Genomic DNA, 21,260 nt, shown 5'->3' with positions numbered 1-21,260 from the left:
CCGGAACCAATTCCTGTCAAACGACAGGAGAGCCACAGTGCAGATTTGCCCCAATTCACCCTCAACCTATGCTGCGACCCAGGCTGAACTCTGCAGGCACTTGTCCGTTGAACGGAGCTCGATAAACCAGATCGTTCGTCGAAAACAGGTGGTCAACGTTGCAGGTCTGTACCCCTGGCATCAAATCTGGCGGGCGTTGCACGGCATTGAAGGCACATTGTTATCTACTCATTTGGATGAGCTGCATCTTAAGCACAGAAATTCAATCATTCTGGCAGAAACCAAAAACCTCGAAACTGCGCTCAAAATACCACTCATCGACTTTGCGGCAATGGCCGGATTGCTCGGTGTCATACCCAACACGCTGTCACGTCGATTAGCGGACGGCCGCGAAACACTTCCCTTTCCAACCGTCAACCTTGGGCCGCGCAAGCGTATGTTTCGCCCTCTTGAGGTTTTGTTGTGGCGAGAAGAGGGGCTGCTGCTGGATCTCCCAAAAGCACGAGACATCGATGCCTCACCCAAAGATCAAAATGCCAAGGAAGGAGGCGGCTCTGGCCTCGAGAAAGCGGTTTTTGGAGCTTTCTCTCAGAAAAAGGAGGCATGCGTGGATTAGCCGGAAAAAAGCGATACAGCCGCCCGTTTTCGGCAGCGGCAAACACTCGACAGTTCCGCTTTTCCTGCGGAATAGACGGAAAAAACAGGAATAGGCGGAACTTTGGTTTCCCGACAATCCGCCAATATGAACGACATGAACATGAAAGATATCTTCCCCGCACCACGACCCTCAACGGTCAGAATTTCCACAATGCAGGATGTCCAGGACTGGATCACCGAGAATGGTCCTCAATACCTGAATGCCGCATTGATCCGTCTTATCGGCAACGCACATGGTGAGCCGTTGTCCCGGCTCCCGGCAGATCTGAAGTGGATTGAAGCCAACTTCCCGAAGGCAAAAAAAGAAATTCATCCGCGCCCGGACCTGAACCAGAAACTGGAGCCTTACAAGAAATGGCGTGTTGAACTCATTCGCGCAGTCAACTTCGCAACCGGAGCCACTGAGAAGAAGAAACAACTGCGTGCCCGGCAGGACGGATGGGCCCTGCTGCACGATGCTGTCAAATTGCACGGAACCGAAAACGGAGGAATTATTGCAAAACACGTCGCAAGTCCTCTCCCAAAGCTGTCCGACACCGCGCGCATGGCAGGGATTGAGCCCTGGGAGCTCGGCGAGCCCGAAACCCTGCAACGGATTGAGGCGGCAATTGCAGCCCCCGGTGATAGAAGCACCGTCAGCCGGGCTTTGAAATTCCTCAAGAGCTACGCCTTCCTGCCGGAAGTAGCGGAGCTACTGCCAAAGACCGGTGTTCCGTTGTTGCCAACCCTGCGACAGAAAGCGGCCCTCCCCGAGGCAATCGACACGCTGCTGATCGACCTGGCTCACAAGGCCGCCTGCCAACGTGACGAAGTTGCCGGGTCAGACAGTCAGGCAGTCTCCGACTCGGCTGTAGAGGGGTATTTGGCGGCACTCCGTCATCACGTTCGCATGCTTCCGTCCTGCCCGGCAGAATCCGCCCTCGGCTATGTCTCCCCGGTATCCGACCTCGAAGCCGTCAACGACTTCGAAAGCCTCTTCAGCTTCGATCATATCGCGGCCACGATCCGGCGCACCGAAGCGGTCGAGCATCTCAACGACACGCTGACTGAGCGCTCGGCCTACAGCTACTATTCCCGCCTTCTCGTGGCATTGGGCAGAAACGGGCTCCTCGAAGACAATACCGTCGTCAAGGTCAAAACAAGCAAGTTCCTGCAACGAGGCAAGCAGGCCGCGCAGGGCATGAGCAGAAAAAACAAAGCCTGGTGTAAATCCCTGGCGCGGAATCCAGAGCGGGAACGGCGGTTTCGAAACCTCCATCGCCTTATAATGCAAAAGGCGAAGGAGATTCTCGTAGAGGCTGAAGGACGAGAATTGACCGCGGCGGAACTTGCCCGGGTACGGCAGCTCGGCACCTGTGCTGCAGCCTCGGCGATCGAATATGCAGGTCGCCCCATTCGGTTGGCAAACGTGCTGGGGCTCAGGATCGCAGGGTCGAGACAGAATTTCTTCACGCCCGGGCAACATCGCACAGCATACGAGTTCATGCTGTTTGCCGACGAAACGAAATCCGGCAAGGACGAAGAGGAAACCGAGTTGCAACAAAAACTGCATGGGCCGCTCGTACTGTCTTGGTATCTGCGCGAGATCCGGCCCCTGTTCCCGCATGCCAAGGACAGCATCTACCTGTTCCCCGCGGTCAAGAGCCCTGCCGCCCTCGATACCGGCACCTTCGATACATGGTTTCAGCGCGCCGCATCCCTCGTTGAACTACCCATGAACTTCCACAAATGGCGACACGGCTACGCGACACTGCTTATCAAGAACAATCCAAATGCGATGCAGGCCGCCGCAGACTTGCTCGGCAATACCCTTCCCGTCTGCGCGCGAAACTATGCATGGCTCGACAAGAAAAAGAACATCAGCGACGGCCAGAAAATGGTGGTCCATGGTCATGGGGGTGCAGCGTGATGACCCCTCGGCACGTCCTCCTGAACCGTCCGCACATGGTACATCTGCGCAGGTTTCCAGCCGTTATGCGCATGCAAGACGCCGAACTGAATGCTCTGGAAACCTTCATGTCGTTTTGTGCAGAGCATTCCGTTTCCAGTCCGGACAGAGTGGATATCGACGCCTACGCGGAACTGTGTGACCAGAAACCGGAAGCGCTCAGAAGCTTGGGAAACGCATTGCAACAACTGGGGTTTGAGGGGGACCACCTCAAATCAATCGATACTGCAATCACCACGCGGCATGAAAAAGTGGATTTCAAGGGCATCACCAAGGGCCGCAACAGAAGCTACAAGCGATCAGTTTCCATCCCGCCCGAAGATTTGCCGGATCAATGGCAAATCACGTTGCAAAGATTGCGGCTCGAAGGAACTTTTGCCCTTTCGATATTGAACCGCATGACTTCACGCCTGTGCATGTTCGCCTGGTCGGCAGATCAGCGTGGGCTGCCAGTTGATCTATCAGACACTGCGGCGCTGAAGGTATATTACTCCGATCTACGCAGTCGATCCGCTCAGAAAAATGATGGCGTTCCCCGCTGGGCCTATTTGCGCAGCACCTGGGAAGAACTGCGCCGTTTCGCACGGATGCATGGCATGCCCAACCACGTTTTGGGCATGCTTTCGCGCACTTACGACGAACTCGTTCGGCTTGAAGGGAAACAACCGGCATTGAAGTTTGCTAAATTGAAGAAGCTTGGAAGTGCTCGAGACTTACTCGACGCCGCCGAAGCCATGCTCTACTCGGCAGACCGTTTGGAAACTCCCTCTCGCCGCCATGCGTTGCGCAATCGGGCTGCCGCAATCGCAATTGGCGTCGCAGTTCCCGCCCGTCCGGAAGATGTCCTGATAAACCACGTCTTTGGGCAGGGCATCTTCTACGACGCAGATCGCGATGGCTACCGATTTACATACCGACCGAACAAAACCCGCAATGCCCATGTCGATGAGTTGGACATTCCCCTGGACAACTTTTGGACGCCTTTCATCGACGCTTTGATCCTGCAGGACCAGGATTCACGTTATCTCGAAACTCTGCGGGATCGCGTGCTCACCACCAAACGCCCTCTCTACGTGCAGTTTGACGGCACACCTGCTGCCTACGCCTGGTACTCAAGGATGTGGTCCGCGGTCGCAAATACAGGAGGGCACATCGCACGCAGCCTTGCTTATGACAGCCTGGCGGCCCAAGGCGAGCTTGGCATTCAATATGGTGCAGCCGTGAACCATCACGTCTCGTTTACGACGGTTGAGAAATACCGCTCGCGAAACGCTCGCCGGCAGGCCGTAAAGGCGGCGCAGACGTTATTTTCGGGCAGCTACGACCACGACGAGGACATTTCGGACCTCATCTGATGCCGTCGGCAAAACATCCGCCAAGCTAAACTCACCCAAAAAAGGACGTTCTCTTTGTACACCCTCGCAGATCTCACTGCTGTATCCACACCTCAGGTCACCGGCATATTGCATATGTTCGGTCACTCAATGGGTGGCCTCGACCGCATCAAGTGCGCAGAATTCGAGACACGGTTCCCAATCAGTTTTGAAGACCTGCAGCCGGACATTCGGACCACTTTCCCCAGCGCTCAAACCTATCATCGCGGTCGTCAAGCCGTGATCCGCGCGTTGAGCTGCGCTGGGTATATTGATGACCCTTGGGAGGCCCTTCGGCACTTGATCCGGCGTGCCGGCCTCAAGCAGGAGATCGAGATGCATTGGGGTGGCTTGAAGACGCCTGCGACCGCTGCAAGTCTCGCGCCTGCCCAATTGACTTCAGACTGGGTTTGGTCACTCGATGCCGAGGCGGCTGGTGGAATGAGACGCCAGCGTCTGCGCCGAGCGGTCGCGTGTTTCAACCGTCTTTTCGAAGTGAGTGTGGTTGCAGCAAGTGGGCTGCTGCCCCCTTCGCCGATCGGCGCGCCACCCGTCTATGACAGAAGTGGAGCCATAAAAGCCGAGCTTCCGCCAGTTCTTTGCCAACTGCATGCGGAAGCGTTGCAACACGAGAGAAGTGCCATCAACAAATTCTGGCAAGTAGTGCACACAACTGTCGCCGATCTTGGAGATGATCCCACCGCAAGTGTGCTGTTGGAACGCATGGGCGAATTCCGAGCTTTGCCCGTCGCGACCGTCGGATTGGTCGAAAGTTCCTGGATACAGTACTGCCGACGTGTCGCCGCTCTCCTAAAGTAGCATGGGAACAATGGTTGCTGCGGAACCGAATTCCCGAAGAAACATTGATTAAAGACTTTAGAAGCAACAGACGGGATAATCCCCCCGCTCATGTTTGTATTTGTTGGCAAGCTATTTCCAACTACTCGAACGCATAGCTCCCGTCCGCTTCCAGTTTCGGAAGTGGAAATCCATCTCGTTCGAAGAGGTCAGAGATCGCAACACTGACAGTATCTCCTTCCACTGTACCCTTGCTGTCCGCCCCAAGACGTTGTTGAAGGAACGCTGCATCATCCGCAGTGTCTCCCATGGGCCAAAGTGCGCTGCCGGCCAGTTTTCTTTTTCGCTGCATCAAGCTGTGCAACAGACAATCGAAGCTTTCAGCGCGATAAGTGGGGTGGATCGCCATAGGGACATGAACATGTACTGGCTTAGTTTGGCCTATACGGTGGACACGGTCATTGCATTGCTCTTCAACTGCCGGGTTCCACCAGCGCGACAAATGAATAACATGGGTTGCGGCTGTCAGCGTCAATCCAGTGCCTGCAGCACGAGGCCCAAGCACCAGAAGGTCGAAACCACCGTCATTCTCAAGGCTTGATTGAAAGCGGTTCACGATAGCCTGCCGTTGCCGAATTGGTGTTTCACCATTAATCAGATCTATGGATTTCAATCCAAATTCCGCCTTTGCCAGTTCGATAAACCGATATTGCATTTGGCGATGTTCAATGAAGACCAAAGCACGTTCTCTTTGTTCACGCACTTCTTTCAAAATTTTGAATGTGGCCGTGAGGCGCGCGGAAAGGGCAACAAATGTTTCATCGTCGTCGCCACTACTTAGGTCCGGATGCACGGAAACGGATCTGATATGATGCAGCATTTTCAGCGCCCCTCCTTTCTTGCCTGAGGCAAGTTTCGAGCGTGCGTCATCATAGAATTCAGCTTGAAGGTCCGGCATCTCCAAAGGCAGTAGAAACCGTCGCTTGACGGGCAAGTCCTTGGCGACTTCTTCTTTGAGACGCCTGAGCGCCAATGGAGGACGCCCTTCAGACTGAAACACACGGGTGTAAAGTTTCTGCATGTTATCCGTCTCGGGTGCTCCAAACTTATCGCGGAACTCGCGCAAAGATCCCAAACTGCCAGGTGCAAGCTGATCCATGATCGCCCAAAGATCACTGGTGGAATTCTCGATCGGAGTACCGGTCAAACCAATTCGAAAATCGGCCTTCATTGCCCGGGCGGCACAAGCGCGCAATGAACCAGGTGTTTTGAGGGCCTGTATCTCGTCGAACACAGCAGCTGCAAATGGGATTTGCGCCAACGAGTGCTGGTAGTTCGTCATCGTCGAGTATGTGGTCAGAATCCACGTCTTGTGCCCGGCACCGGCCTCGGAAGCCCGCGCCAAGTCTCCAAAGTCAAGAAGGGCCTCTCCTGTTGCTGTGTCCATTCCCTTTGTCCCAGCCTTGCGGCGTGCTCCGATACCGCTTCCGTATAGTCGGATCAGATGGCCAAGGCCGGGAGCCTCGACATGTCGGGCGACTTCCTGCTCCCAATTCTCAAGCAGAGAGGTTGGGGCGACAATAAGTAACGGACCGCGCGACGCTTTTCCTTCTTCCATTTGATTATTGAGCCAGACCAGAAAAGAAATCGTCTGAAGAGTCTTACCGAGGCCTTGTTCGTCAGCGTTCAGCACACCGGGGAGACCTGAGGCCCAGGCTGATACCTGCCAAGCCATACTCTCTATTTGATGTTCTCTAAGAGGCGTTAGTATCGCTTTTGGAACTGTTGCGTCAGTTGGTTGGGCCCTTGATTTTAGATCCGGGAGCCAATGAACTTCGTCAAAATTGTCCTGCGTTTGAAGAACTGCCGGGCCAGCATTCAAGCCCTCTGCTTCCCAACCGGTTTCTTGGCCACTTTCATCTTCCGTACCCTCTTGCTCTGATCGTCGGCTTTGGATTTCGGCTTCAATGGCTTTCAGCACCTCATTTGTAGCCGGCACATGAACACCGGACTCCGTTACGCTTTCATCTCCGTTTTGAATTGCGCTCTGGATCGCCTGCGCAAGGTAACCAAGATCTTCAGATGGCATGACTTCTATTTTTTTGCGCACCTCTTCGGAGAAAACCTCCGGTAACCAAGTGGTTGCACCATCTCTCTGCGTGACGATTGCAGGAGACTCATAGATTCCTATGCCGATTACCCGTTCCGAGAAGCGCGCGTATTCAGCGGTTTCAACAAACAGCTTACCTGCCGCGCGGCCGATCGCTTCCTCTCGGCCGACGTCATCAAGGCCTTCAAAGGCGCCAGATGCTTCCAGCGAACGCTCCACGGCTTCACTGATGCGTCGCGCGGGATTTCGAATGAAGTCAGAACGGTCACGTGTAGGGGCTCGCTGCATTTCTGCCATAACCTGAAGTGCCGGAGCAGCGGAGCCGTCGATGACAACGAACTTTCCCGGGCCCAGCCGGTAAGCACTCAATGCCCCACGTTGGCGAACTTTTCGCTGAAACTCACCAAGGTCTCTACCGTTCAATTCGGACATCTCTTCAGAAGGTTCTATAGCTTCGCCCAAAGTTTCACTGGAAAACGGTAGAACGTCAAAATCATCTCCCTCAGAGTTCGGAGAAATCGAAAAGCCGTCAGAAAGGCTTACCTCCAAGCCAGAAAGGAAGTCCGACATTGAGTTCCTTGCGGCAGTCGTGTCCTGACCTTCGGACACTCCTGGGTCCAAGGCCTTGCGGAAACGCGCAAGTGCTTCCCATTGGCCGGCATCGCCAACACCGATTGGTTGCTCTGCAACCTCTAACGCTTCCAGCATCCAAAGTGGGATGCGCTGTTGTCCTCTGTCAGTTGCTAAAATCGCGCCAGTTCGCAACGGCATTTTACGAACGCCGCCTCGGTACCATTCTGACCTCAAACGGAAATTGTCACCTCCCACGACCCCGTCGACGTCGGTCTTCAGTGTGAGGTCTGTCAGCGGAGGCAGGCCGAGAAGCTTTCCTGACTTCGCATTCAATGTTGCCGCCAATCGATGCGACATCCAAATTCTGTGGCCTGACAACTTAAGTTCATCCGATCGGCCATTTGCCGCTGCCTTAAGATCGGCAAGCGCAAATGCAAAGCGCCGGTCTTGAACAGATAGTTCCGCAAGATCGGGTTTGTGCGCGCCAAGCAAACGCTGAAGAACACCGGGTTTTTGAGAGACACTTATTGCAATGCCCGCGTCATCAACCTCTGGCTTGAAGTCCATTCTCAAATCCCCATCATTACTTTGCCCTGCCAAAAACCGAGATGCGGGATGGTTTCGGCACCATAGCTCCCGCGTATGTTGGCCACGTCATATCTTCGCTGGTAAAGCTTCGGAGCGTTACGAGCTTCCGCGCTAAAAATGTGCACTTTGAAATTGTACGTGCCTTCCACAACGATCTTCTTTCCTATTCGCATTATTAGGAGGGACTTATCTCTCTCTCCCTCTTGCAAAGCGAAGCGCACGTGAGATGGGTTTTGCCGAAGGTTGCGCGACATCTTTGATTGGGCCACTCGGTAGCCTTCTTTGTTAAATGCGACCCAGACCTCATCGATTCTGTTCTTCTCATAAAGCTCCCACCAGAATTCTTCGCGATCAGCCCACATATGGCCGCGTTCAACCTCATTAAGAACCCGAAAGAGCATGCGAATATCAGCACCTGTCAGCCAGTGAAGGAACAAACCTTCAAGTTCAGGCGGAACCTGGTTCCATATCGCGTTTCGACTTACCTTTGGGTGTCCGTACAAATCCAACAAACGATCCATCAAAACCTGTTTGACGTCTGAAGGAATTCCTCCTTCTTTCCACGGCTTTAATAGCGCAATCACCGTCTCCGCAGCACCGGTGGCCATCGCGGGCTGGCCTTCGGGCTTCAGCCAAGCCAATAGGCGCTCAATATCCGCTCTTTCACGAACTCGCGGACCAAAAATCTTCAAAAACCTGAAATGGGCCTCCACCATCAACCCGGGCGCGTGAGGCTGCCGAATGCCCAAGTCCCTCAAACCACTCCAAATATCACTAAACGAAGCCATTTTATCCGCGATCTCATCAACAATTTTTGATGGATCAAGCAACGACGGAAAGCTGTCCAGAACCTTTCGCCATTGAGCGCCAATGCGAATAGCAACTCGCTTTAAAGCAGCTGCAAGCGCATGAGTATGCGCACCAGTTTCTTCAAAGGTCTCGATGTAAATTCGCGTCATCGCACCAAGAAAACCTGGCCTATCAGATGCCGGTATTTCATCGAGAAAAAAAGCGCGTACCCGGTCAAACTCAGGATCATCACGATAACCAGGCGAGAAGGCATGCTCCCCCGCTTCCATTACAAAGCTGAGCGAAACATCCGACCAGTCGTTTTCCAAAATCCGCTGCTTGAGTCTACGTAATAGCTCTTCGGCGTCACGCAAACGTGACTTCGCGGGGCCAAGATCGTCAAGCACACGACCGCAATTTCGCAGAAGCACGGTAAAGTTTGGGGGCACGACCTCGTCCGGGGAGGCCAGCCTCGACAGAATATCCGACAACGCGTCGCGGGTCATTTTTCCAATGCCCTTTTTCGCAACAATTCGCTGACTTTATCAAGGTCCTCAACAGTTTCCGGAATGAACTCGACGCCGGGTGGCACGTACATGATAAATCGGAGGTCGATCCTCCTGTTTGCCGACCTATCCCCTGAAGTCTCATCAACTATCGGTCTCATTTCCCCATAACCTGCGAACGCGAGCAGTGGTTGGCCCAAAAGGTTCTGATACTCCAACATGTCAGAGCCAAGCTGCTCTTGATCTGGCGCAATTGCGGTGAAGGCTGATAGAGCTCGGCCTGCCGACAAATCGAGGTTGTAGGTGTTGCCACCTTTACTATCTGTGTGGCCTTCGACTTGAATGGTCTCAAAGAGTACGAGATCCGGATTGCATTCCTTGGAAATGGCGCTTCGCGACCCAACTGAATAGCATGGAAGTTCCCGATCAAGATGCTCTCCAAGCAATCGCACTACTTGCAGACTTCTCCCGGTTAGGCTTCTCGCGCCAGAAGCAAAAAGCCCGCTCCCTTGAAACCGCAAGGCATCCCCCTGCGCTGTGACCGTCAAACCCTCAATCTTCTGCGCTTCGATATCTTCTTGAACGACCTTGGCCAACCGCTCCAACATCTGCCGTCGAACAGAAGCCGCTGCGAAACTATATTGTTCCAGCGGATTTTCCTCTGACACAATCGCCTCGAGCTCCGCAATGCGGCGCTCCAACTCCAGGATCTTTGCTTCGAGAGAAACGACTTCAGCTTCCAGCTCTTTCTTGATGAATTCCAGGTCATCAATCAGCTTGTCCTGCTCAGCAATTATTTCACGTAGCTTGGCAAGCTCTACGACTGCATCCTGGAGCTGCGAGGTGACCAAAGCAAGTTTGACTTGAGTTTCGTTCAGCGTGGCACTTAGCTCATCGCGTTCCTTTATGGCCGCATCGCGCTCCGAAACTACCTGATTGTAGTGCCAGCGCGGCACGTTGTCGTCAGAACTGAACTTGCTCGCAAAAAACGCTAAAAGCAGGATAACGATAAACAAAAAACTCACGGTCATGTCTGTCATAGACACAAACGCGGATTCTTCTTCCTCTTCGTGCAAGTGCTTTCGAGTTAAACCACGCATCAGGAGGCAGCCTTACGTTGTTGCGGCTCGAATTGCTGAAGGCTGTCAACAATGGCGCGCAGGGAGTCGAGCGCGGCATTCATCTCACTTGCCATCTCCTGAACGTGTGTGCGAATTGACTGCATCGACGTTTCAGTACTGCGAGCGTAAAGCTCAAATGCGCCACCCAGCTTCTGATCAATATCATTTATTCGATCGCCTTGCCCTCGCATCTCTCGAACAAGTGCTTCGATGGAGGTAACGACAGCGGAGATAGACTGCTGCTCGCTTCCGATAGTCGCACTCGCAGCTTCAAGTGTTCTGGCTGCCGACTTGGCAACTTCGTCAGACGACATAACAACTGTTCCGCTTGCGCGCTCAACGCTTTCGCGCAGCTTGTTGATAGAACTGTCCATGAGCTCCACCGTCCCCCGTACAGGTGCGACAGCTTCGACCATGTCTCGGGAAGAGCTGCGGAAGCTGTCAGCTGCGGCGTTTCCTGCCTGTGCCCCTTCGCCAACGGCAGCTGCAAAACCCTGCATCCTTCGCGAGCCATCGTCGAGTGTTTCGACCATACCTCTCAGCTGGGTCTCAATATCTTTCAAAGGAGTGAGAAGATTCTTACCTGCTTGTTCTGATACGCCTGCAGCCATTTCGGAAATTCGGTTCGCAGCAGTCTGATAGGTTGTCGCTAAGGATACCCCGGCTTCGGAGATGGCGGCACCTACCTCGTCACCCGCAACTTCCATGCGCCCGCGAGCCGCTTCTGACCCAGCCTTGGCAGCGCTCTCCATTTCCTCTTTCATGGTGCGCGCCGCTCGCGTCATTTCTTCAGCAGCTGCAGACATCGCACGTGCGCTTTCTCCGGTATTGTCCTTGATACCTTCAAGCGTGCGATTCATGACGGCCAACAGTTGTTCTGCACCTTGTGTGAAGGTCCCGCCGGTCTGCTCTGCAGTCTCCGACATCGCAGACCGCAAATCATCAACTGCCTGAGCTACTCGAGTTACGGCACTTTCCATCTCTGTGCCCATGCGCCCCGAGGAATTGTCCATTCGGTCGGCAAGCAAAGCAATCCGGTCGCCAGCCTGCGCCATGCTGGCGCTTGCCGCCGTCAATGCTTGACCCATTCCATCGGTGACTTGTCGCGACAAGTCCTCGGCCATCGATGTGACACTATCCGCGCCTTGCTGACTCAATTTCTCAAGGACAGGTGCCATGTTCTCCTTGATAGAAGTCGAAATGGCTTGCGGAAGTTCTTCCCTCAGCGGGCGGCCGAGCTCGGCAACCATTTCGTATGCAAGTTTCTTGTTCGCATCTTGCGCATCACGTTGCACTTTGAGCTGTTCCAACGCCAAGCTCTCGAGGCTGACAAAGTCAAAACGGCGTTCGAGCCTGCGAACCAGCTTGTGAAGCGCCTTGTCGACGCCTCCAACTTCGATACGCAACAAGACGGTGAGAATGATCGAACACGCCAGCCCGGACAGCGACATGATGAACTTGGCCGAAGCAAGTCCGATCAATGTGAGCATTGTCACATCGTTGATTTCCCCATCGCTTGCCATGGCGTTCAAGGCGGCAATCAGCCCTAAAAAGGTAAAAGCAAGTCCGACGGATACGTAAATTCCCGGCAAAATTCGGTAAAACCCTGCTCCGTAACCGAGGTCTTCCAAATTAAAAAAGAATACTGGCCGTACTGTGTTTCTGCGCGACGGGGGATCAAAGCGATCATCCACGAACAGAGTTTCACCGAATTCCTCCCATGCTTCTTGAAGTGGCTCTTTTACACGTGCATTTCCAGATAGTTCAGTACCGATCCACAGAGAAACTTCATCAAAGCCCGTCGCGGAGAATGCATCCTGGTCCATTGTGTTGAGCTTGTTCGATAGACGTCGCAGAATTGATCTTCTGCGCCGCATATCAAACGCGAGCTTTACCGCAAAACAAAAGCAACTTACGAAAAGAACGAAAGCCACCATACCAGGAGTGCTTTCATTCTTTAGCGCAGAAGCCACCCCAAGAATTGCATTCCCGAACTCTAAACCTAAGTTTTCCATGCCGCTCCTTCTAAATTAGTACTGGGCGTGTCCGCGTTGCTGCCGAGAGCAGATATCAAACTTTGACGTCGCGATATTTGTGTATAGGGTGAAAGGCAGACATCAGTTTACTGGCTTTTTTTTGCTTTTGTGCGACCCGTGCAATGATGCCATTCTTGTTTCAACATGAAACCTTAAGCCATTCTTCTCAGATGATTGCGGCCAAAATTCGACAGTTGCAATGCGAAATTTGACGTTCGCATAGACTCACGCCTTTGATGTGAATTTTTTAACAAAAATGAGTTTCTTAGGTGCGTGATCTTGAGAATGGTGCCACAAAACCCCGACCCCGACTGACGCTGTCGAGGGATCGGTCAAGAACATGCGCCCAGCAGTACCTATCACGCCCGTGAGATGCCCCTCAGCAATGCACTAACGACTTCGTATGCACGGGTTCTACTGCCCTTGGGCCTGCGCTCCAACTCCCAAGGCTTTACAAAAAACGGGCCAATCGCGCCAATTTATTTCATGGGAATCGGTGGGCTGTCTGTTTCAGAGATTCTGCCTTCGCCTTCAGCAGGAAAGTTTCAATTCAGCCAACCAAAAACCCTCCAGAACAATACCTTAGGAAGGTTACCCTGAAGCGACGCTTATAGAGATTTCCAACACTACCTCAGTCCCGACTGTCTCTCTTTTTGCTGCGTCTCTATGAGCAGCAAAAAAGAGACAGCTCGGAACCGATTCAATATCCAAACCATGTGCAGGGCGAAAGGAGAGTGCCCCCGCCTGCGCGCTTGTCGTCCGATGGGGGCGGCGTAAACACAGGGTAATTCCCAATGAATAAAAACCAAATCCTGACGCAGGTCGGCGAGTTCCTCGAATCTGCTGATCTCGATCTTCAACATGCAGTGTTGCTGCTCGCTGGTTCCGCAGCACTGATGCGCCTGCAGCGACTGCGCGCGTCCGTCGCAACAGCCGACGCCTACACAATCCGGCATCGCCGCGGTCTGGAGTGGCTGCGCGACCTCCTCGCCCTCGAACACGTTGGTGATCCGGTCCGGGCAGAAGGTGGCTACTTCGCTGAGATTTCGCCAGAAGATCCAGTTGTGCTGGTCATCTGCGGATTAACCGACAGGTTGGAAAATCTGATCGCTGAAATCGATGCGACAAAGGTCACACCGGACATGGCTACGACTGATGCGGCAGCGTGAGGAGATCGTGATGAGCTACACATACATTCGCCGGGAACAAACGCTCGAGGAGCTGGGTGCTTCCGTGATCTCGCAAGCGGCCGCTTTTGCAGACGACTGCGCGCGGCATGGGCCAATTCCGCGCGGGCTGATGCAGCGCAGCTTTTCGCATATGCTCGAGCGGCTGGAACGCGGCGACGTTCTCGATGAGCGAGACGATGCGTGTATCGCCATGGTCGGCAAGGATCTCGTCTCCGCTGCAAACGCACGGTGCGCGGGCTATGGCAACAGGGTGCTCGAGATGGACACGGAAGAAGATGTACTGATCGACGATGAACTGGAGCGGCTACGTCTCCGAATTCTGGCATGGAGTCAGTTTCAGTTTCTCCGAAATCGCCTGAGGGCACGTGTGAAAGCCCGAGCGTTGATCGGCATGTATGATTGACGGACGAAGTAGCAGCGTTCCAAGCCCGAATTGCTCGCTCTCGTTGCCCAATCAAGGCAACGAAAAAAGAGTGCAGCAAATAGCTTGGTTTATTCAGGAAAGAGATCGGCATCCACGCAGATGCCGACTTCCTGCCATGATTTAGTTCATGCTTGGCTTTATGCGGCGTCTTTGTCGGTTTGACGTAACGGCTTTATGTAAAATGACGTCAACAACCAGCCCCGCTCATTGTCGAAAGTGAACAGCTTTTCCGGTGCGAGGCGCTCCTGCAGCAACTCGTAAGCTGATGACATGACTTCTTCGGGTGGTAGAGGGAGGGCCATTTTATCCTCACCGTAAGTCAAGGCAGTCCCTTCGATTACCGGCATCAAGCCTGGTCGACCGAATTCATCTATCCAATCGGAACGGGGATACACCCGTCCGGCAACTGAATAGTCTTTGTTGATAAGCGTAAATCGTATCTCCCTTGCGTTTTCACTTAGACACAGGGTTCCATCTGCGATGGTCGTGATCATCAGATCGGACAAGAATTTCTGTACGGACATAGGGCTCTCGTTGTGATGTAGCGTTTTGGTTAGCAAAAGATGTGTCGTCTCAAAAAAAAGAGAAATTGTCTGTTTGAAGCCCGAAATGTTGAGCCGTTCATTGCTTTCAAATCGTGGAAATGCGCTGCTTGCAATGTCCGGCCCACCAAGTCTCAGACGCAAAAACTGACAACTAAGACGGGTCGGAGCATCTACGGACCACGCTTTGGCGGGCGCGGTGAGGATATACTTCCCACGGCGGACTTAGTCTTTGTCTTCCTTTCCACTTTCCCAGCGCTGCAGATCCTCCTCGGGCATCGGCTCGAAGAAGTTGGGTGAAGATATCTGAGGCAAGCCGGCTTTGTATGCGTGAGCGAGGTCTGCTGCGTCTGCGCCTGCTCGATGCGTTGTTGGACGCTCCGCTCGTGTTTCGTAGACTTTATCGATCCTGCCGGGCGCAACAATGCCGTCTTCTTGGGAAAACGAAATCCAGACGATGCGGTCGAAGTCGTCGATCTGCCACGCCACGTCACCAACCGTCGTAAGAAGACGATCAAGCCATCGCTGGTCGAACTCGCGAGCATCGCTGACAAGGACATTGTCACCGACGGTTTCCTTCAGCCAGCGCGCGACATCCGCTGCGGGTTCGGCCGTACTCAGTTCGTTGAACGGGATATTGTGCACGGCAGCACTTTCTTCCGACCAATCGTCCAAGGACCAGTCTGGGTTCGGCTGTATGAGCTTGCTTTCGACAGCGACATCCCGGCCTTCGATCCAGGCGAGGCCGATTTCGATCGGCCAGCTATCCGAACTCAAGGACGATGCCTCGAAGTCGATGAATATGAGTTTCTTCGGATAGACCATTTTCCCGTGCTCATCGCGTCCAACGCCGAGACCAAGGGCGCAACGTTTCGCGAAAAAGGATTCCTCTTTCTGCGTCGGCCGACTGATTGAGTGCAACAAGTTTTCCAGGTCGTTCTGAGACATGATCTTATAGCTGCAAACTTGGTTTGGAGCCTCCCGGTCTGGTATTCGTCATTCGGCGCTCAGCAACTCATCCCTCTGGCACTGGACCGCTTCATGTAGGCTTTCACAGGGATTACTGCGCATAAATGCCGAAAGCGCCTCTTGATCGTGTACCAGATTCAATGAGTTACGACAAACATCGGGGTATGCGCGACAAACTCGCTGACCAGCTTTGGGTCTCCTGGGGAAGGTGTTCCCTGGCACGAGGTCTCAGAATTTTAATGATATTCGCAATCAAACTGGAGATTGAAAGATGACAAAGAACGATCCGTTGGTAGATGGCGACGACGATGAAGCTGCCCGCGCGCGATCGACAGGCACATCACGGAGTTCGTCTCCAGAAGACGACTACGAAGCTGCAGTATTGGCGTTGATAGAGTTTGATCGGTCTCTCGTTGAGACACGGGCAACAAAGCTGCGTATATTGCATGATATCGTCAAGGACATGTTTGAAGCGAAGTTAGTGTTTGAGCAGCACTACGCCGCAGATCTGACCGCGGTTTCATCCTTTGCGGTATTTCATTCGGAAAAAAGCGTTCGGTCTGAAGTCAAAGCGTTCGTGAGGGACGCACTGAACCGCATCGGCGTCGAGATCAAATGGGAAGGCCGCGACGTGAAAGATGTTCCAATTCGCAATGAGCCCGCCTCATCGCATGAGAAGATGGATATGCTGACGACGATCAGTTGCGTTCGCTGACGAACTCTACGAGGTCATGAACTTCACTGAGTTGCCGAAACCTTCGAAGTGGTGCGATGCAATAGGCCGCTGATCAACAAGTATATTGGCGGCCATTGCTGGTACGACGACCAAAGATGCGGGGTCAAAACGCAATGGACGAAGCCATGCTAAACCGAGATTGAACGAGGAATGCGAACGGATGATGGACGATTCAACGAATTCAGACGAGAACTTTTTGAAAGACAACGTTCGGGTGTTGGAAAAACTGCTTTGGCGACTCCCTCGCCAGATCATCATCGACCTTTTGCTCGAACAGCGTAGTCAGTTGACCGATGCAGATACCGACGCTCTTGACAAGCGTATTTCGGAACTTGTCGCGACCAAGAAAGAGCGGAAACGAGCTTGGCTCGAGGAGCACGCGGGGGCTATTGAGGAGCACGCGAAACATCACCACAAGAACAAAGATTGAGGACACTTCCGTTGCACTTCACCCGTCAGCAGCGAAAAGCGCAAAGACCATCACTTGACTATAAAATGGTCAGTTGACGCGGGATCTGTTTAGCGTGAAGTCGCGCACCAGTATCAATTTGGATTAACGGAATATTACATGTCCTCTCTGAAAGGCATCGATTACCGACTTTGGTTTGCCATAGCTCTTACAGCCCTGTTGCCGACCCTTTATTCAACAGTACGAGTTTATTTCCTGAACAGCCTGCCGGATACGTGGAGCGTCAGCATTGCGGCTCAAGCCGCATGGCTGAATCTTGCATATGAAGTGGTTCAGGAAGCGCTCTTGCTGCCGCTCTACTACGTCTTTGGGAAGGTCATTGCGGATCGTGCGACCCTGCGTGAAAGAGTCGGCGATGCCTTTCTTGTCGCTCTCATTTCCTACGGACTTTTGACAATCACGATACTGCTCGGCTCAGATTGGTTAACACGCGCGATGTCGCAACAACCTGAGCTTCAGGCGCAAACGGCAGAATATGTGCGTCTCGAGGCGTTAGGCATGATGGTCGGCGTCCTGAATGACATCTGCATCATCGTCGTTGTCGCATTGTCGTGGTCGCGTGTCCTCATTGCTCTGGTGGCGGCACGAGCAATGCTGACCATCCTCTTTGACAGCGTCTTCGTGGGACAATTTGATTTTTCGCTCGACCTCGGGGTTCAGGGCGTCGCTCTAACGAATATCGCGGTTGGTGCTTTGTTGTTTATCCCGTCCATCGCAATTCTCGCACGAGCCGGAGTTCTCGGCATTCCTCATCTTGGACGCGTCGAAGGGTGGAAAAAGGACTGGTTGTGCGTGGCGATCCGTTCTGGCCTGGAGGCAGGCGTCCGAAACCTTGCCTTCTCACTCATGATCCTGAAACTGGTAAACGAGGTCAACGAAGCGGGTCTGTTCTGGGTGACCAACAACTTCATTTGGGGCTGGCTTCTGTTGCCGGTCCTCACCCTCGGGACATTGATCCGGCAAGACGTTGGAAATCACCAAGGCAAGGTCGATGGGCGTTTGGCGGGATATTTCTGGCTTACCGTGATCATAGTTGGCCTGTGGCTTGTTACGATCCCAGCATGGCACTGGTTCATCGCTAATGCGATGGGGTCGGATGAGGCTGAAAAGGTGGTGTACCTCGCGCTGTTTTTACTGGGTTTCTATGTCGTTTTCGCTTTGAACCATGTTCTTGACAGCTACTTATATGGGATGGGCAGAACGGACCTGATGCTCTATCAATCCCTGTTCGTCAGCGTGATCTACTATGGCGGGGCCTTTGTCGCGTACCTCGCGGGTGAATTTGTCCCGGATCTTATCAAAATAGCTTTTCTCTTTGGCGGCGGAATAGCGATGGATAGCTTGGTAACACTCTGGCAGTTTTGGCGCGCGGGGTATTTCGGGCGTTCAACGTGTGCAGAGCCCGGTCTCGTCTTGCAGAAAGGATGATTGCGGTTTTTTTGCTCGCCTGGGATTTCCGGAGGAAGTCTGCCATTGGTCCACTTCTCAGTAGTTGTGGATCGCACCCCACTTGTGGAGCGTGAAACAGTGCAGGAAAGCGAAACTTATCAGTTGAGGGAGCACCTAAATGACAGTGTGGGAAGTCACATTCAACATTGCAGCCACAGGAACGACAGTCGCTATGCTTCTATATGTGCGGTATCTTCTGAAAAGCTGCGGGCGTGATCGCTCAAACGACCCCGCGCTCGTCGCACAGTTTCGAGACATTGCGCCGTATCACCTCCTGGACGCTTTGTACGCGCACAAGAACTGAAAAGCTGCTTTGGTACCGGTCGACTTCTTAAACGTCTCTTTGCATTTGGGGCAATTTGCAGCCCGTCGCTTCGTGTTGGGTGAGCTGACCCAAAGCACCGCTAAATCTTGAAGAACACATCATGGGCGGGGTCTCCCGCACAGCCATTTTTGCCATTAGGTTCAGGCGGAAGGGGCGGACAGCAGACCTTCGCTGCAAGCGCGAACCGATCAGGAGGATTCGGCAAGAGCGACCAATCTGGTGATCCTTGAAGCCCCGTTTTCTCTGCGCAACAGCAAGTGGGTTTAGGGCCCAGAACCGCTCGATGCCGCGCGAGTAGTGAAAGTGTGCGAGGCGTTTAAAGCGGACGCTGCCATAGCGAGGTCAGCTCGAAGCAGCCATTGAAATCAGCGCTGTTTATCAGGGATTGTTGAGGGCGACAATTCAAGGCGGTCGCCTGAATGGCTACTTTCAGCTTCACTCCAGAGCCAATCCAAAAACGCTTTCGCTCCTGGCGAGAGAGGGGCTTTCTGGAAGACGACATGGTAGCCAGAAGTTTTCACCCAAACATCCGACACTCTGACCAGAGTTCCGGCTTCTATTTCCGGGATGACCAGATCATCCCACAAAGCCACCCCCTGGCCGTCAACAACTGCCTGAACCCGGCTGTTGGAGTCCGGGATTGTCAGGCTTGACCGACTGGGTTCATAAGGAAGTCCCACCTCATCATGCCAGGCACGCCAACCTGCATCGCCAGAGCTATCGCCAAGCAATGGAAGCCTGCGAACAGCATCCGCAATTCCCAGCTTCTCAATTTGGTCGGCGACAGCTCGATTAGCAGTTGGGACTGCAGGGCAAGGCATGAGAAGCTCGCTTTTGTAGTTCTCCCAGCCGCCGAGCCCCCAGAGAATTGCCAGATCCACTCTGGTAGTCTCCAACATCTCGATGGAATTGATCGGTTCAATCCGCAAACTGACGCCCGGATTGGCCTCAAAGAAGCGCGTGAGCCGTGGGGAGAGCCAGCGGGAAGAAAAGTAGGTCAGCGCGCCAATGTTCACCGCAGCTGACGAGACGCCACGCAGATCTGAAATTTCCCGGTCGATCTGCCCCAGGGCAGATTGGGAGACGTGCCACAACCTGCGCCCGGCGTCAGTCAGGGTCAGTTTGGCTTTGCCTCTTTCAAACAGCTGAAACCCAAGATCCCTCTCGAGCTTGTTGATCTGATAGCTGACCGATCCTTTGGACTGATGCACCTCTTTGGCTGCCGCAGTCATCGAGAGTGTGCGGGCGACAACATCAAAGGTCTTCAGGGCGTCATAGGAACGAAAGCGCATCTCACCTGTCTAATATTCTCGAACAGCTTGTGCAATTCATTGGGTTTGCGCCAGCCATATTGGCCGAGATAGGCCTAATGCAATGCGTGGAGACCGCACGCCACCCGGCAAGCACCCGCAGGTGTCAAACAATTCCAAACGGTGAACATCATGAATGCCGATCTTTCCCAATTCCGTTTCGTGGCTAAAGCTCTGCCCAACAAGGGTGCGCGTCCACGCGAACTGGCGCGAACCATGCCCGCCCATCCGCTCAGCTACATGGAGCTGCCCTATGACCCGGAATACACGCTCTATAACTCACGCCTGACGCCGGAAGCATTGAGCACGGCCTCTGACGATGAAATGTACTGGGCCGTGCGCACCAACGTCATTTTCCGACATACTGGTGAATTTCCGATCGAAATCAGCGGCCCCGACGCCGAAACCCTGCTGAACAAGGTTTTCACCCGCAGCGTCAGCAAAATGAAACCCGGGCGCTGCTCCTATCAGTTTGCCTGCTATCACGACGGTGGCATGATCACCGATGGGGTGTTGTTGCGGCTTGCGGAAGACAGGTTCTGGATGGCGCAGGCGGATGGCGACCTGTTCAGCTGGTACAAGGCGCATGCCCAAGGCCTGGAGGTGAAAATCCACGACCCGAATGTTTGGGTCAGCCAAATCCAGGGTCCACGCTCGCTGGAACTGCTGGCAGCTGTGCTTGACGGACCGATGCCGGACCCGTTCCGCTATTTTGATTGCGCTGAGGTTTCAATTGCAGGCCAGACTTGCTGGATCAGCCGATCGGGTTTCACCAACGAACTGGGCTGGGAGGTCTATCTTCTGCCTGATACGGATATCCCGGCCATCGGCGACAAAATCATGGAGGTCGGCGCGGCCTTCGACATCCTGCTGACCGGCACACCTGTTTTCCGCGCCCGGAGGATCGAGGCCGGCCTGCTGAATGCCGGATCCGATTTCGGAGCGGAGACCACACCTTTCGACGCTGGTCTTGGCGCATTCGTTGAGTTCGATGACCGCGACTTTATCGGCCGCGAGGCTCTGGAAACCTCCGACAAATCCTGCCGTACCTGGGGGATGCGTGTGACTGGTGGTGTGGCACAGTTGGGTCGCGTGATGACAATCGATGGCCAGGAAGCCGGTCGAGTTTGCTCATCGGGCTACTCCCCGTATCAAAACTGTGGTGTTTGTATCGTGCGCATGGATGACCCTACGCAGGGCCCTGGTACAAAAGTGGACGTGCTCTGTTCCGATGGCACCACCCAAAGCGGCGAACTCTGTTCCTTGCCGATGTATGACGCTGACCGCCTGATCCCCCGCGGCAAGATGGTCGACATCCCGGCCAAACCGATCCCCGCGCAGTGAAAG

General features: G+C 53.8%; 17 protein-coding genes. 10 read left to right on the top strand and 7 right to left on the bottom strand.

The features are described from left to right. The first annotated feature begins 100 nt into the window (after positions 1-100). The 4 genes from ACR0A2_RS00780 to ACR0A2_RS00765 all read left to right on the top strand — a co-directional run bounded on the left by ACR0A2_RS00780 (position 101) and on the right by ACR0A2_RS00765 (position 4,797). Positions 101-616 carry a hypothetical protein gene (locus ACR0A2_RS00780; RefSeq protein ID WP_480833758.1) on the top strand — a complete coding sequence of 172 codons (516 nt, stop codon included), beginning with the start codon at positions 101-103 and terminating at the stop codon, positions 614-616. 135 nt (positions 617-751) lie between these two features. Next, positions 752-2,566 (top strand): hypothetical protein, encoded by a 1,815-nt coding sequence (locus ACR0A2_RS00775; RefSeq protein WP_480833757.1) that lies wholly within the window; start codon positions 752-754, stop codon positions 2,564-2,566. Between the two features lie 71 nt (positions 2,567-2,637). After that, positions 2,638-3,960, top strand: a complete 1,323-nt coding sequence (locus ACR0A2_RS00770; protein WP_480833756.1) for a hypothetical protein — start codon at positions 2,638-2,640, stop codon at positions 3,958-3,960. Between the two features lie 129 nt (positions 3,961-4,089). Beyond that, positions 4,090-4,797, top strand: a complete 708-nt coding sequence (locus ACR0A2_RS00765; protein WP_480833755.1) for a hypothetical protein — start codon at positions 4,090-4,092, stop codon at positions 4,795-4,797. 121 nt (positions 4,798-4,918) lie between these two features. On the opposite strand, the gene ACR0A2_RS00760 is transcribed toward ACR0A2_RS00765, so the two are convergent. From ACR0A2_RS00760 to ACR0A2_RS00745, 4 genes are read right to left on the bottom strand one after another with little or no spacing between them, the layout of a single operon-like run. Continuing rightward, entirely contained in the window at positions 4,919-8,026 is a 3,108-nt protein-coding gene (locus ACR0A2_RS00760; protein ID WP_480833754.1) for a DEAD/DEAH box helicase, read from the bottom strand. A gap of 2 nt (positions 8,027-8,028) precedes the next feature. Further along, positions 8,029-9,342 (bottom strand): EH signature domain-containing protein, encoded by a 1,314-nt coding sequence (locus tag ACR0A2_RS00755; protein WP_480833753.1) that lies wholly within the window; start codon positions 9,340-9,342, stop codon positions 8,029-8,031. Further along, a complete protein-coding gene (locus ACR0A2_RS00750) occupies positions 9,339-10,382 on the bottom strand; it encodes a hypothetical protein (protein WP_480833752.1) in 1,044 nt (347 codons plus the stop codon). Before ACR0A2_RS00750 ends, ACR0A2_RS00755 begins: the two co-directional genes overlap by 4 nt. 59 nt (positions 10,383-10,441) lie before the next feature. Beyond that, complete coding sequence (locus ACR0A2_RS00745) at positions 10,442-12,289, bottom strand: hypothetical protein (RefSeq protein WP_480833751.1); 1,848 nt, start codon at positions 12,287-12,289, stop codon at positions 10,442-10,444. A gap of 1,004 nt (positions 12,290-13,293) precedes the next feature. Between ACR0A2_RS00745 and ACR0A2_RS00740 the strand changes: the two genes are divergently transcribed. Together ACR0A2_RS00740 and ACR0A2_RS00735 are read left to right on the top strand one after the other, a co-directional pair. After that, positions 13,294-13,668 (top strand): hypothetical protein, encoded by a 375-nt coding sequence (locus ACR0A2_RS00740; RefSeq protein WP_480833750.1) that lies wholly within the window; start codon positions 13,294-13,296, stop codon positions 13,666-13,668. Positions 13,669-13,678: 10 nt separating this feature from the next. After that, complete coding sequence (locus ACR0A2_RS00735) at positions 13,679-14,092, top strand: hypothetical protein (protein WP_480833749.1); 414 nt, start codon at positions 13,679-13,681, stop codon at positions 14,090-14,092. Between the two features lie 158 nt (positions 14,093-14,250). On the opposite strand, the gene ACR0A2_RS00730 is transcribed toward ACR0A2_RS00735, so the two are convergent. Together ACR0A2_RS00730 and ACR0A2_RS00725 are read right to left on the bottom strand one after the other, a co-directional pair. Then, the gene (locus tag ACR0A2_RS00730; RefSeq protein ID WP_480833747.1) at positions 14,251-14,637 is read right to left on the bottom strand and encodes a hypothetical protein; all 387 of its coding nucleotides are present in this window, start codon (positions 14,635-14,637) and stop codon (positions 14,251-14,253) included. A 243-nt stretch (positions 14,638-14,880) separates the two neighbouring features. After that, positions 14,881-15,603 carry a 3'-5' exonuclease gene (locus ACR0A2_RS00725; protein WP_480833746.1) on the bottom strand — a complete coding sequence of 241 codons (723 nt, stop codon included), beginning with the start codon at positions 15,601-15,603 and terminating at the stop codon, positions 14,881-14,883. Between the two features lie 292 nt (positions 15,604-15,895). On the opposite strand from ACR0A2_RS00725, the gene ACR0A2_RS00720 reads away from it, so the two are divergent. From ACR0A2_RS00720 to ACR0A2_RS00710, 3 genes are all read left to right on the top strand, one after another. Continuing rightward, positions 15,896-16,339: a hypothetical protein gene (locus ACR0A2_RS00720; protein ID WP_480833745.1), complete on the top strand. Its 444-nt coding sequence runs from the start codon at positions 15,896-15,898 to the stop codon at positions 16,337-16,339. Between the two features lie 181 nt (positions 16,340-16,520). Further along, on the top strand, positions 16,521-16,790 hold the full coding sequence (locus ACR0A2_RS00715) for a type II toxin-antitoxin system CcdA family antitoxin (RefSeq protein ID WP_480833744.1): 270 nt from the start codon (positions 16,521-16,523) through the stop codon (positions 16,788-16,790). 138 nt (positions 16,791-16,928) lie between these two features. Further along, the gene (locus tag ACR0A2_RS00710) at positions 16,929-18,257 is read left to right on the top strand and encodes an MATE family Na+-driven efflux transporter (protein ID WP_480833743.1); all 1,329 of its coding nucleotides are present in this window, start codon (positions 16,929-16,931) and stop codon (positions 18,255-18,257) included. A 711-nt stretch (positions 18,258-18,968) separates the two neighbouring features. Here ACR0A2_RS00710 and ACR0A2_RS00705 read toward each other — a convergent pair. Continuing rightward, positions 18,969-19,895 carry a LysR substrate-binding domain-containing protein gene (locus ACR0A2_RS00705; RefSeq protein WP_480833742.1) on the bottom strand — a complete coding sequence of 309 codons (927 nt, stop codon included), beginning with the start codon at positions 19,893-19,895 and terminating at the stop codon, positions 18,969-18,971. 150 nt (positions 19,896-20,045) lie between these two features. On the opposite strand from ACR0A2_RS00705, the gene ACR0A2_RS00700 reads away from it, so the two are divergent. Next, positions 20,046-21,257 carry an aminomethyl transferase family protein gene (locus ACR0A2_RS00700; protein ID WP_480833741.1) on the top strand — a complete coding sequence of 404 codons (1,212 nt, stop codon included), beginning with the start codon at positions 20,046-20,048 and terminating at the stop codon, positions 21,255-21,257. The last annotated feature ends 3 nt before the right edge of the window (positions 21,258-21,260 follow it).

This window comes from Ruegeria sp. H8 (assembly GCF_056532905.1).
This window is presented reverse-complemented; position numbering and strand designations above follow the sequence as displayed.